The organism is Streptomyces sp. NPDC048481, from assembly GCF_043200075.1.
Taxonomy (GTDB): Bacteria; Actinomycetota; Actinomycetes; order Streptomycetales; family Streptomycetaceae; genus Streptomyces.
Genome location: NZ_JBICXC010000007.1, coordinates 360,176 through 372,244 on the forward strand (window position 1 = coordinate 360,176; position 12,069 = coordinate 372,244).

Annotated in this window: 10 protein-coding genes; 7 read left to right on the forward strand and 3 right to left on the reverse strand. The window is 74.1% G+C overall.

All coding sequences use genetic code 11. The annotated features are described in order from the left end of the window. Window positions 1-63 precede the first annotated feature (63 nt). The 3 genes from ACGFSH_RS23065 (at window position 64) to ACGFSH_RS23075 (ending at window position 3,129) form a co-directional block, all read left to right on the forward strand. A complete protein-coding gene (locus ACGFSH_RS23065; RefSeq protein ID WP_393351483.1) occupies window positions 64-1,008 on the forward strand; it encodes an ATP-binding cassette domain-containing protein in 945 nt (314 codons plus the stop codon). Continuing rightward, window positions 1,005-1,793 (forward strand): ABC transporter permease, encoded by a 789-nt coding sequence (locus ACGFSH_RS23070; RefSeq protein WP_393351485.1) that lies wholly within the window; start codon window positions 1,005-1,007, stop codon window positions 1,791-1,793. The genes ACGFSH_RS23065 and ACGFSH_RS23070 overlap by 4 nt, the downstream gene beginning before the upstream one ends. A gap of 103 nt (window positions 1,794-1,896) precedes the next feature. Beyond that, complete coding sequence (locus ACGFSH_RS23075; protein ID WP_393351487.1) at window positions 1,897-3,129, forward strand: CaiB/BaiF CoA transferase family protein; 1,233 nt, start codon at window positions 1,897-1,899, stop codon at window positions 3,127-3,129. Between the two features lie 35 nt (window positions 3,130-3,164). Here the strand turns inward: ACGFSH_RS23075 and ACGFSH_RS23080 are convergent, their stop codons facing one another. From ACGFSH_RS23080 to ACGFSH_RS23090, 3 genes are all read right to left on the reverse strand, one after another. Continuing rightward, window positions 3,165-3,449, reverse strand: coding sequence for a hypothetical protein (locus tag ACGFSH_RS23080; RefSeq protein ID WP_393351489.1), 285 nt, complete (start codon window positions 3,447-3,449; stop codon window positions 3,165-3,167). 126 nt (window positions 3,450-3,575) lie between these two features. Beyond that, on the reverse strand, window positions 3,576-4,424 hold the full coding sequence (locus tag ACGFSH_RS23085; protein ID WP_393351490.1) for an anti-sigma factor domain-containing protein: 849 nt from the start codon (window positions 4,422-4,424) through the stop codon (window positions 3,576-3,578). Further along, entirely contained in the window at window positions 4,421-4,963 is a 543-nt protein-coding gene (locus tag ACGFSH_RS23090) for a sigma-70 family RNA polymerase sigma factor (protein ID WP_393351492.1), read from the reverse strand. Before ACGFSH_RS23090 ends, ACGFSH_RS23085 begins: the two co-directional genes overlap by 4 nt. A 211-nt stretch (window positions 4,964-5,174) precedes the next feature. Between ACGFSH_RS23090 and ACGFSH_RS23095 the strand changes: the two genes are divergently transcribed. The 4 genes from ACGFSH_RS23095 to ACGFSH_RS23110 all read left to right on the forward strand — a co-directional run bounded on the left by ACGFSH_RS23095 (window position 5,175) and on the right by ACGFSH_RS23110 (window position 12,063). Next, window positions 5,175-6,683, forward strand: coding sequence for a DUF4331 domain-containing protein (locus ACGFSH_RS23095; RefSeq protein WP_393351494.1), 1,509 nt, complete (start codon window positions 5,175-5,177; stop codon window positions 6,681-6,683). A 149-nt stretch (window positions 6,684-6,832) separates the two neighbouring features. Then, window positions 6,833-8,638 (forward strand): tetratricopeptide repeat protein, encoded by a 1,806-nt coding sequence (locus tag ACGFSH_RS23100; RefSeq protein ID WP_393351495.1) that lies wholly within the window; start codon window positions 6,833-6,835, stop codon window positions 8,636-8,638. After that, on the forward strand, window positions 8,635-10,362 hold the full coding sequence (locus tag ACGFSH_RS23105) for a nickel transporter (protein ID WP_393351497.1): 1,728 nt from the start codon (window positions 8,635-8,637) through the stop codon (window positions 10,360-10,362). Before ACGFSH_RS23100 ends, ACGFSH_RS23105 begins: the two co-directional genes overlap by 4 nt. A gap of 60 nt (window positions 10,363-10,422) precedes the next feature. Beyond that, on the forward strand, window positions 10,423-12,063 hold the full coding sequence (locus ACGFSH_RS23110; protein WP_393351499.1) for a protein kinase: 1,641 nt from the start codon (window positions 10,423-10,425) through the stop codon (window positions 12,061-12,063). The last annotated feature ends 6 nt before the right edge of the window (window positions 12,064-12,069 follow it).

Consider the following 12,069-nt stretch of genomic DNA (forward strand, 5'->3'; position numbering starts at 1 on the left):
GAAACATCACCTCGGCCACCATGGTAGTTACGTACACCGTACGTAGTGCGCTATGGTCGCGGCATGACTTCTACGTACGATGTACTTAGTGAAGGTCTGGAGAAGCGGTTCGGCGAGGTGCGCGCCCTGCGCGGCCTCGACCTCGCCGTCCCGCGCGGCACGGTCTGCGCGCTCCTCGGACCCAACGGCGCGGGCAAGACCACGGCGGTCCGGCTGCTGACCACGTTGCTGCGCCCCGACGCGGGCTCGGCCAGGATCGCCGGCCACGACCTGGTCCGGGAGGCCGCGGCCGTGCGCGGCGCCATCAGCGTCGTCGGGCAGTACGCCACGGTGGACGGGGACCTCACCGGGCGGCAGAACCTGCGGCTCTTCGCCCGTCTGCACCGGGTGCGCGGTCCGGCGGCGCGCGCCGACGACCTGCTCGCCCGGTTCGGGCTGGACGAGGCCGCCGACCGGTCCGCCGCCACCTACTCGGGCGGCATGCGCCGTCGCCTGGACCTCGCCGCCGCCCTGATCCGCCGGCCCCGAGTCCTCTTCCTCGACGAGCCGACCACCGGACTGGACCCGGCCGGCCGGGGCGAGGTCCACGACGCCGTGCGCGAACTCGGGCGGGACGGCACGACGGTCCTGCTGACCACCCAGTACCTGGAGGAGGCCGACCGACTCGCCGACGACATAGCCCTCGTGGACCGCGGCCGCGTCGCGCACACCGGTTCGCCCCGGCACCTCAAGGCGTCGATCGGCTCCTACGCCGAAGCCGTCGTCGCGGATCCGGCGGCCCTGCCGAGGGCGGCCGCGGCGCTGGCCCGGATCACGGGCGCCGAAGCCGCGCCGGACCCGGCCCGCGCCAGCGTCGGCGCGGTCTCCCGCGACACCACGCTCACCCTGCCCCGCCTGGTGCGCGAACTCGACGCGGCGGGCGTGCCGCTGCTCGACGCGACACTGCGCCCCCCGACCCTCGACGAGGTGTTCCTGCACCTCACGGCCGAACAGGAGATCGCCGCATGAGCGCCGCCGCCCTCACGTACGACGGAACGGCCATACTGGGCCGGCAACTGCTGCGGGTCCGCAACAACCCGGCGCTGGTGATCCTCACCCAGAGCATGCCGATCACCATGCTGCTGTTCTTCGGCTACTTCTTCGGCAGCGCCCTGTCGATGCCCGGCGAGGAGTACCGGTCCTTCCTCGTGCCGGGCCTGCTGGTGGCCACCGCCGCCAACGGGATCATGACCGGGATGTTCCAGGCGGCCCAGGACGTCCACCGCGGGGTGACGGACCGGCTGCGCACGCTGCCGGTGAGCCGGGCGGCGGTGCCGCTCGGACAGGCCGCGGCCGACCTCGTCGTCACCGCGGCCGGGACGGCGCCCTTCCTCCTGGTGGCGCTGGCCGTCGGCTGGCGGGTGGAGGGCTCGGCCGCGGCCGCGGCCGGCGCGCTGGGCCTGCTGCTGCTCTTCCGGTTCGCCTGCACCTGGACCGGGATCCACCTCGGGCTGCTCTCGCGCAGCGAGGAGGCGGCCGGCCAGCTGGGCAGCGCGACGTTCCTGCTGCCCCTGATGTCCAACGCCTACATCCCGACCGACGGCCTGCCGGGCTGGCTGCGCACGCTCGCCGAGTGGAACCCGCTCAGCGCGGTGACCACGGCCCTGCGGGACCTGTTCGGCAACGCGCCCGTCCCCCCGCACTCCGCCTGGCCCGTGGCGCATCCGGTGGCCGGGTCGCTGGCCTGGTGCGTCCTGCTGCTCGCGGTCTTCGCGCCGCTCGCCGTACGGCGGTACGCGCGGGGCGAAGGCTAGGGCCCGTCGTCCGGATCGGCGTGCGGGGTGCCGGCGGGGCCTGTCGACGCCGGTGAGCGGGGGCTGCTGACAGGGCCGCCGGTCAGGGGTCATGATCCCTTCCATGGACCAGCCCCTCCGGCCCTCGCCGCCGCCCCTTCCCCCGCAGCAGCCCCTGCCCCTCGAGGGCCTCACGGTGGTCGCCGTCGAGCAGGCCGTCGCGGCGCCGTTCGCGACCCGGCAGCTCGCCGACCTCGGCGCCCGGGTGATCAAGGTCGAGCGGATCGACGGCGGCGACTTCGCGCGCGGCTACGACACCGCCGCCGGCGGTCTCGCCTCGCACTTCGTGTGGTGCAACCGGGGCAAGGAGTCCGTCGCGCTGGACCTGAAGGACCCGCGCGGCCTGGACGTCGTACGGCGGCTGATCTCGGGCGCCGACGTGTTCGTGCAGAACCTGGCGCAGGGCGCCGCGGCCCGGCTCGGCCTGGACGCGGCCACCCTGTGCGCGGCGCACCCGCGGCTGGTCGCCGTCGACATCTCCGGGTACGGGCCGGCCGGCCCCTACGCGGGCAAGCGGGCCTACGACATGCTCGTACAGTGCGAGGCGGGCCTGGTGTCGGTGACCGGCACGCCCGAGCAGCCGGTGAAGGCGGGGATCCCGGCGGCGGACGTCGCGGCGGCCATGTACGCCTTCTCCGGCGCCCTGGCGGCTCTGGTGCGGCGGGGCGTCACCGGACGCGGCGGCCCGGTGGAGGTGTCGATGCTGGAGGCGCTCGCGGAGTGGATGGGCCACCCCCTGCACCACACGATGCACGGCGGGTCCGCCCCGGCCCGCACCGGTCTCGCGCACGCGGTGATCGCGCCCTACGACGCCTACGCGACGGCCGACGGCGGCCGGGTGCTGCTGTCGGTGCAGAACGACCGTGAGTGGCGGCGGCTGGCCGAACAAGTCCTCGGGCAGCCCGCGTTGGGGACCGATCCGGCGTACGCCACGAACGCGGCACGGGTGCGGAACCGGGAGCGCACCGACGCCCTGGTGGCGCGGGCGCTGGGCGCGCTGGACGCCGACGAGGCGCTGGCGCGACTGGAGGCGGCGGGCATCGCCTGCGCGCGGCTGCGGGATCTGCACGAACTGGCCGAGCATCCCCAGCTCGCGGCGCGCGACCGCTGGCGGGAGGTGGGGACGCCGGTCGGACCGCTGCGGGCGCTGCTGCCCCCGATCACGCTGCCGGGCGGGGCGGAGGCACGCATGGGGGACGTGCCCGCGCTCGGGGAGCACACCGAAGCGCTGCTGCGTGCCGTGGGGATGACGGACGAGGAGATCGCAGCGCTGCGCCGGGACGGTGTGGCCGCCTGAGCGCGGGACTCAGTACATGACGACGTGCCGGCGGGTCAGTGCCGGTGACCGCCGAAGAGCGAACGGCGCAGTCGGCGCAGTGGCGCGAAGAGCGAGACGCGGCTGACCCTGGCCCGCGTCGTCCTGCCGGAACCGTGGTCGCGCACGGGCTCACGCGCGGTCAGCTCCCGCATCAGCGAGGTCGCCTCGGCCGTCTCCCGCTGCGGGACGGCGGGACCCGCCAGCACCGAGAGATGGCGGTCCAGACGCGAACTCGTCGCGCTGCTCCCGCAGGTGATCGCAGGGACCCGCGCCCTGCTGTGCATCGTTATCTGTTCCATGTCACTCCCCACCCGTACGAGTCCACCCGGCCCGGGCAGGGTAACCCTATCGCCCCGTCGCGGCACCCGTGTATCGAGCTCACCTGATTCACCTTCCCCGTAAGGAGGTTGACGACGCCTCTCCGATCACTCTCCGAATCCAACCGATTTCAGGGTGAGTTGGACAACCGGCTGAGTAGTGGGCTGTGGCGATCCGGCGGCCGGCTCGACGGTCACAGCGAGTGACGTGGCCGCCCGGTCGAGACCGGTGGCGACCAGGGGCGTGTCGCCCGCGAAGAGCCCGAGGGAGCGCGGTTGCGCGTTCGGGCGCATGAGCCACAGCTGATGCGCCCGCCCGGCGGGCAACGCGTCGTATCCGCTCAAGGTGACGATCGCCCGCCCCTCCGAAACGGAAGCGATCACTCCGATACTCCGGCCCTCGGCGTCCTTCCCGTTGCCCGCCCGCGCGTCCGGAGCCGCGAGAACGTGGGCGATCTCACGTGCCTGGGCGCGCTCGGCGTCCAGCCGGTCCTGGGTCCGCCCGGCCTGGACGGCGAAGAGCGACGCCACCACGAGGGCCGCGGCGGCCGTGGCCGTCACCAGCGGCACGAACAGCGGACGGCGCGCGCGGGGCTTCCCGCCGCGCCCGGACGCGTGGGAGCTGCCGCCGGAGCGGCGGGGCGGCGGCTGCGCGCCCCAGACGTGCGGGGGCAGTTGGGGCGCGTGCTCGCGCACCGGCGCGCGCGACGCCTCCTGCGGGGTGCGCTGGACGGCGGCCAGAACCCGCTCGCGCATCGCGGCCGGCGGCGGGGCGGCCGCCGACCAGGCCAGCCGCACGGCGTCCTCGGCCAGCTCCCGCACCTCGGCGGAGCAGCGGTCGCAGCCCTTGAGATGTCTTTCGAAACGGCGGCGCTCGTCGGTCTCGAGGGCGTCCAGCGCGTAGGGGGCGGCCAGCGAGTGCGGGTCCTCGCGGCGGAACAGGCCGAGCAGACTCATGCGGCGCCTCCCAGGCAGCCGCGCAGCCGCGTGAGCCCGTCACGCATCCGTGTCTTCACCGTGCCCAGCGGCAGGGACAGCCGGTCGGCCACCTCACGGTACGTGTAACCGTCGTAGTAGGCGAGGGTGACGGACTGACGCTGAAGCTCCGTCAGCCGGTTCAGGCAGCGGCGGACCAACTGGCGTTCCAGGCCCGCCTCGACCTCCTCGGCCACCTGGTCGAACGCGGGGTCGTGGTAGCGGGAGGCCTCACGCTGCTCCCGGTCGACGGCCGCGCGGGCGCTGCGCACCCGGTCGACGGCGCGGCGGTGGGCGAGGGTGAGGATCCAGGACAGGGCGCTGCCGCGGTTCGGGTCGAAGCGGCCCGCGGAGCGCCAGGCCTCCAGGAGCACCTCCTGGGCGACTTCCTCGGACTGCGCGGGATCGCGGACGACCCGGCGCACGAGTCCGAACACCGGTCCGGAGACGAGGGCGTAGAGCCGTTCGAAGGCCCGCTGGTCGCCCCCCGCCACGAGCACCAGAAGCTCGTCCGCCTCCATGCCGTCCCCCTCCCTGCGCCCCCCGCACCCGGGCCGTCCCGTCACACCAGGCATCCGCAAACGAACACACCTCCGGTGGATGTGTACGGATCCGAGCGGCGAAAACGCGGGTGATCAGGAAAGAAAAAGTTTTTCGCTCCGGACCAATCCGAACCCGCCCTCCGCTCCGTATCACTGTCCGTCAGGCAACTTGGCACAGAGGACGGACGGCATGACAGCTTTCTCCAGGAGCGGCAACGGACGCAGGAGCGTCGCGACCCTCATATGCGGTGCGCTGGCCGCCGGGGGGCTCGCAGCCGCCGGCGCCGCCACGTTGGCCCCGGGGGCCGCCTACGCCTCCAGCCACCGGGAGGCTCCTCTCATCTCGGGCACCCCGCAGTACGACAACACCGACGTGTACGCGTTCGTCAGCCCGGACCACCCGGACACGACGACGATCGTCGCGAACTGGATCCCGTTCGAGGAGCCCGCGGGCGGCCCGAACTTCTTCCCGTTCGCCGAGGACGCCCAGTACGACCTGCACATCGACAACAACGGCGACGCGAAGGAGGACCTGACCTTCCGTTACACGTTCAAGACGCACACGAAGAACAAGAAGACGTTCCTCTACAACACCGGAGCCGTCGACAGTCTGTACGACCCCGACCTGAACGTGACGCAGACGTACGACCTCGAGCTGCTCAAGCTGAAGAAGGGGAAGGTCGAGCACAAGACGAAGATCGCGGACGACGTGCCGGTGGCGCCGTCGAACGTGGGCAAGGCGTCGATGCCGAACTACAAGAAGCTGCGCGACCAGGCGATCTACAAGCTGCCCAACGGCGCGAAGACGTTCGCCGGCCAGGCCGACGACCCGTTCTTCCTGGACCTGCGCGTCTTCGACCTGCTCTACGGCGGCGACCTCTCCGAGGTCGGCAACGACACGCTCAAGGGCTACAACGTCAACTCCATCGCGCTTCAGCTCCCGAGCGACATGATCGCCGAGTCGAAGCACCAGCCGATCGTCGGCATCTGGTCGACGACCCAGCGCCAGAACGCCCAGGGCTACTACTCGCAGGTCTCCCGGCTGGGCAACCCGCTGGTCAACGAGGTCGTCAACCCGATCAAGGACAAGGACCGGTTCAACGCGTCCCAGCCCAAGGACGACGGCCAGTTCCTGAAGAACGTCACCAACCCGGAGCTGCCCAAGCTCATCGAGGCGATCTACAAGATCAAGGCGCCGGCCGAGCCGCGCAACGACCTCGTCGACGTGTTCCTGAAGGGCGTCAAGGGCCTCAACCAGCCGCCGTACGTGACGCCTTCGGAGGAGCTGCGCCTCAACACCTCGATCAAGCCGTCCATGCACCCGAAGCGGCTGGGCGTCCTCGACGGTGACAACGCGGGCTTCCCGAACGGCCGCCGCCTCACGGACGACGTGATCGACGCCTCGCTCCAGGTCGTCGAGGGCGAACTGGTGGGCTCCAAGAACGACCTGGGCGACGCGGTCGACAAGAACGACAAGGGCTTCGAGAAGTCCTTCCCCTACGTCGCCCTGCCCACCGAGGGCTCGCGCGGCGCGAGCGCCAAGAGCGGCGCCGACGTCCGCAGCCAGCTCGGCGACGCCCTCACGGGCTCGACCGACAACACCACGCTGATCGCATCCTCCGCGGGCGCGGGCGCGGCGGGCATCCTCCTCATCGGCGGCGGCCTGATGTGGTGGCGTGGCCGGCGGCGGGCCTACTAGGCCCTCCCCCTGAACGGGCCGGGGAGAATCCTGCGCTCCCCGGCCCTGTCCCACCGACTGGCGCGGCCCGCGTATTCATCCCCCACGGCGCGGGCCGCGCCGCCCCCACGTGAGCAGACGGAACCACCCCAGGCGACCTAGGAGAGGGCATGTCCGCGCGGACGAACGACGGCGAACCGGAGCACACCCCACCGGTCTGCGCCCGACCGGCGCCGGTCACCGGCGAACCGGACTGCGGTGCACCGGCCCCGCACCGGGAACAGCCGGCGCCGACCGCCGCCCCCGCCTCCGCGGAGGCCTCCGGCCCGCGGCACGCGACCGGGGCCGCACCGGGGACGACGGCCACCCCGCAGTCCGGCACGACCGCTGAGAGCGCCGTCGCCACGGACGCGGGCGCGGGCGCAGATGCGGACGCGCGTGCCCTCGCCGGTTCGCAGGCCGACACGGACGCGACCGGGCCCGGTGCGCGAGACGCCGCCGGCGCGACCGCTGACGCAGATGCGGAGGCGCCCGCCGGTGCGCAGGCCCCCGCCGGTGCCGATGACCTCGCCGCCGCGGAGGCCGGTGGCGGGGGCGCGGTCGACGAGCGGGTCGTCGCCGTGCGGCGGGCGGGGGCCGCGGGGCGTCGCTGGCGGGCCGCCCAGCTCACCGCCTGCGCCGCCATGCTGGCCGTGGCGCTGACCGCCGGGGCGATCGCGTTCGGCGCGGCCCACGAGGGACGGGACATGCCCGTGTCGACCGCCGCCGCGGTCTCCCCCGGCCTCCTCGCCGGCGGCGACCTCGACGCGAGCATCACCGCCCTGCAAGGTCATCTGCGCGTCCAGCCGAGGGACTTCGGTGGCTGGGCCACCCTGGGGCTGGCCTACGTCGAGCAGGCCCGCACCAAGGGCGACCCCTCCCGTTACCCGCAGGCCGAGCAGGCGCTGAAGCGTTCCCTCTCCCTGCGTCCCGACAACGACGAGGCGCTGGCCGGCCGGGCCGCCCTCGCCGCCGCCCGGCACGACTTCGCGAACGCCCTGAAGCTGGCCGACCGGGTCCTGGAGCAGAACCCCTACAACGAGCGGGCGCTGTGCTCCCGTGTCGACGCCCTCGTCGAGCTGGGCCGCTACGACGAGGCCGAGGCGGCCGTGCGCGTCGCCGACCGACGGCGGCCCGGCGTACCGGTGTTCACCCGCTACGCCTACGTCCACGAGCTGCGCGGCGACGTCGCCACCGCCCGCCGGGTCCTGGAGCGGGCGCTCACCGCGGCCACCTCGCCCGGCGACATCGCCTACGTCGCCGCCCAGCTGGGCCAACTCGCGTGGAACCAGGGCGACTACGCCACCGCCCTCACCCACTACGCCCGCGCCCTCGCCGCCGACGAGAACTACCTCCCCGCACTCGAGGGCCGAGCCCGCGCGCAGGCCGCGAGCGGACGGCAGGCCGAGGCCGTCAAGGGGCTGGAGCTGATCGTCGCCCGTTATCCGCTCCCCGCACCGCTGGTGGAGCTGGGCGAGCTGTACGAGGCCCGGGGCGGCGCCGCAGACCGTGCGAAGGCCGGGGAGCAGTACACGCTCGTCGACGCGTGGACCGCGATCGCCCGTGCCAACGGCGTCAACGCCGACCTGGACACCGCGCTCGCCGCCGCCGACCACGGCGACCGGGCCACGGCCCTGCGCGCGGCCCGCGACGACTGGTCCCGCCGGCACACCGTGCACACGGCGGACGCCCTCGCCTGGGCCCTGCACGTCGACGGCAAGGACGCCGAGGCCCTCCCCTACGCCCGGCAGGCCACGGCCACCGGCTACCGCAACGCGGCCTTCCTCTACCACCGCGGCATGATCGAGCAGGCCACCGGCCACCGGGCCGACGCCCGGACGCATCTGTCCGCCGCGCTGAAGCTGAACCCCGGGTTCTCGCCGCTGGGCGCCCGTCAGGCCCGCGCGGCCCTCAAGACGCTGGAGGCGGGCAAGTGAGCACCCGTCGTCTGTTCGCCTCTTGCGCGGCCGTGCTCACGGCCGGCTGCGCGCTCGTGCTGGTCCCTTCCACCGGCGCGAGCGCGCACCCGCTCGGCAACTTCACCGTCAACCGCTACGACGGCCTCGTCGCCGCCCCGGGGCAGCTGCGCGTCGACCACGTCGAGGACCTCGCCGAGATCCCGGCGACCCAGGCGAAGCCGGACATCGAGCGGCTCGGGATGGACGCCTGGGCTCGGGAGCGCTGTGCGACGGCCGCCTCCGGGAGCAGGCTCACCGTCGACGGCCGCGCCGTGGCCCTTTCCGCGGGCGCGGGCAAGGCGTCCGTGCGGCCCGGTCAGGCGGGGCTCGACACGCTGCGCGTCGAGTGCCGGCTGACCGCCCCGCTGTCCGACGTCGCCGCCGGGGACTCCGTATCCGTCGGCTTCCACAGCGCGGGCGTCTCCTCCGGGCCCGGCTGGCGGGAGATCACCGCGCGCGGCGACCGGATGACGCTCACCGCGTCCGACGTCCCGGAGAAGTCGCTGTCGGGCGAACTGACCAGCTATCCGAAGGAGTTGCTCTCCTCTCCGGCGGACACGTCGACCGCGTCCGTGCGGGTGCGGCCGGGTGGCGCGGCGCTCGTCGAGCAGGACCGGGACGCTCCGGCCGCCTCCGTGCTGCCGCGGGGCGCCGACCGCTGGACACGGGCCCTGGACGACCTGGTCGCCCGGCAGCACCTCACGCTCGGCTTCGCCGCGCTGGCCCTGGTGATCGCCGTCGGTCTCGGCGCGCTGCACGCGGTCGCCCCCGGGCACGGCAAGACCATCATGGCCGCGACGGCGGCCGCCCGCGGCGGCCGGGCGCGGATGAAGGACGTGCTGCCGCTCGCCGCGTCGGTCACCGTCACGCACACGCTCGGCGTCGTCGCCCTGGGCCTCCTCGTCACCGCCGGTTCGGCCGCGGCGCCCTCGGTGATCGCCTGGCTGGGGCTGGCGAGCGGCGCGCTGGTGCTCTTCGCCGGCGTGACCCTGGCCCGCCGCGCCTGGCGCGGCCGGGGCGGCACCGCGCACGGCCACACCCACCCGCACCCGCACCCGCACCCGCACCCGCAGGACGGTCACTCGCCCGACCGCGAGCCCGCGAGAGCCGCGGACCGTCAACTCGCCCTGGTCGGGGCCACCACTGCGCACACCCATGCGCATCCCGTCCCCGAGGACGCGGACGGCCACGGGCACGGCCACAGCCACGAACCCGGTCACGGCCACGGCCGTCCGCACGAGCACGGGCACGAGCGCCGGCACGAAGACGGTCACGCACACGGACCCGACCACGACCACGACCACGGGCACACCCACACCCACACCCACGGCGGCCACACCCACACCCATGCCGTCGCCCCCACCCTGCGCGGCACGCTCCTGCTCGGGTTCGCCGGCGGCATGGTGCCCAGCCCGTCGGCGGTCGTCGTGCTGGTCGGCGCGGCCGCGCTCGGGCAGGCCTGGTTCGGGCTGCTGCTCGTCGTCGCGTACGGCGTCGGCCTCGCGCTGACCCTGACCGCCGCCGGGTTCGCCGTCGTCCGGCTCGGCGCGGGGGCGACCCGCCTGCTGGACCGGCAGCCGCGCTGGACGGCCCACCCGGCCGTGGCGACCGTGCGGCGCAACCTGCCCCTGTGGTCCGCGTTCCTCGTGGTGGTCCTCGGCGCCGGACTGGTGCTCAGGGGGGCCGCATCCGTACTGAGCTGAGCTACGTTGGTGGGGTTGCGGAGGTTTTCGCCCGGATGCGAAGAGCGAAATGGGGGCGCGGTGTCCGAAGAACCGGGCAGTGAACGTCTGATCGCGGGCCGCTACCGTCTGCTGACGCCGCTCGGCGAAGGCGGCATGGGCACGGTGTGGCGGGCCCGGGACGAGGTGCTGCACCGTGAGGTCGCGGTCAAGGAGGTGCGCGCGCCGCACGGTCTGGCCGCCGCCGACGTCGAGCGCCTGTACGCCCGGCTCGAGCGCGAGGCCTGGGCGGCCGCCCGGGTCGCGAACCGCAACGTCGTCACCGTGTACGACGTGGCCGTCCAGGACGGGCGGCCCTGGATCGTCATGGAGATCGTGCACGGCATCTCGCTGGCCGAACTGCTCGACGCCGAGGGGCCGCTCGACCCCGCGCGGGTCGCGCACATCGGCGCCGAGGTGCTGGCCGCGCTGCGGGCCGCCCATGAGGCGGGCGTGCTGCACCGGGACGTCAAACCGGCCAACGTGCTGATGTCGAACGACGGCCGGGTGGTGCTCACCGACTTCGGCATCGCCACCGTCGAGGGCACCTCCGCGCTGACCATGACGGGCGAGGTCATCGGCTCCCCCGAGTTCCTCGCGCCGGAGCGCGCGCTGGGCCGTACGCCGGGGCCCGAGTCGGACCTGTGGTCGCTCGGCGTGCTGCTGTACGCGGCGGTCGAGGGCAACTCCCCCTTCCGGTACGACACTCCGCTGAGCACGCTCCGGGCGGTCGTCGACGAGGAGCTGCCGCCGCCGCGGCGCGCGGGACCGCTCGCGCCGGTCATCGAGGGCCTGCTGCGCAAGGACCCGGCCGAACGGCTGCCCGCCGACCGGGCCGAGCGGGACCTGCGGCTGGTCGCGGCCGGGGGCACGCCCTCCGCTTCCGGCGATCCCGGTACGGCCCGCGGGGCGTACGCGCCCTTTCCGCCGACGGCGCCGACCCGCGCCGAACCCTTCCGGCACGGTTCCGCGGGCGCCACGGGCCCGACCGCGCCGCAGCCGTGGGCGACGGGACCCGGCGGCGCGCCGGGGCGGTCGCCCTCTCCGGCGGAGCCGGACCGGGGCCGGCGGGCCGGTGTGCTCCTCGTCGCGGGTGTCGCGGTGCTGGCGCTGGCGGTCGCGGGACTGACGTACGGGCTGCTGCACCGGAACGACGGCGACAAGGGCGATTCCGGCGACGTCACGAACAGCGCCTCGGAGGCGGTGAGTTCGCCCGCGCCGCAGCGTGAGACGAGCGAGTCGGCCGCGGCGTCGCCGAGCCCGAGCCCGAGCGGGAGCCCGTCGTCCGCCGCGCCGGAGCAGACGGTCTCGGTCGCCGTCGCCGGCTCCCACACGGACTACACCGGCGTGTGCCCGCCGCAGGACTCCGACGCGCCCTCGTTCACCGCGACGATCACGGTGGGGCGGCTGCCCGCGACGGTGTCCTACCGCTGGGTGACGAAGGACGGCGAGCTGTCCGGGCAGACCTGGAAGACGCTCGACTTCCCCTCGGGCGGCGGGAAGTCGAAGCAGGACAAGGTGATCGTGTCGACGTACGCCGAGAGCGGCACCTATCGCAACTCCATCGCCGTCGAGGTGCGCGATCCGGTGAAGGCGACGTCGCAGCCGGTGCCGTTCTCGGTGACCTGCGAGACGGAGACCCCGTCGGGCGGGGCCTCCCCCTCCTCGTCTCCGTCCGAGTGAGCCGGG

Excerpts from the sequence above, each read along its gene's own strand:
- ACGFSH_RS23065 (WP_393351483.1), top strand. The coding sequence starts at position 64 with ATGACTTCTACGTACGATGTACTTAGTGAAGGTCTGGAGAAGCGGTTC.
- ACGFSH_RS23070 (WP_393351485.1), top strand. The coding sequence starts at position 1,005 with ATGAGCGCCGCCGCCCTCACGTACGACGGAACGGCCATACTGGGCCGG.
- ACGFSH_RS23075 (WP_393351487.1), top strand. The coding sequence starts at position 1,897 with ATGGACCAGCCCCTCCGGCCCTCGCCGCCGCCCCTTCCCCCGCAGCAG.
- ACGFSH_RS23080 (WP_393351489.1), bottom strand. The coding sequence starts at position 3,449 with ATGGAACAGATAACGATGCACAGCAGGGCGCGGGTCCCTGCGATCACC.
- ACGFSH_RS23085 (WP_393351490.1), bottom strand. The coding sequence starts at position 4,424 with ATGAGTCTGCTCGGCCTGTTCCGCCGCGAGGACCCGCACTCGCTGGCC.
- ACGFSH_RS23090 (WP_393351492.1), bottom strand. The coding sequence starts at position 4,963 with ATGGAGGCGGACGAGCTTCTGGTGCTCGTGGCGGGGGGCGACCAGCGG.
- ACGFSH_RS23095 (WP_393351494.1), top strand. The coding sequence starts at position 5,175 with ATGACAGCTTTCTCCAGGAGCGGCAACGGACGCAGGAGCGTCGCGACC.
- ACGFSH_RS23100 (WP_393351495.1), top strand. The coding sequence starts at position 6,833 with ATGTCCGCGCGGACGAACGACGGCGAACCGGAGCACACCCCACCGGTC.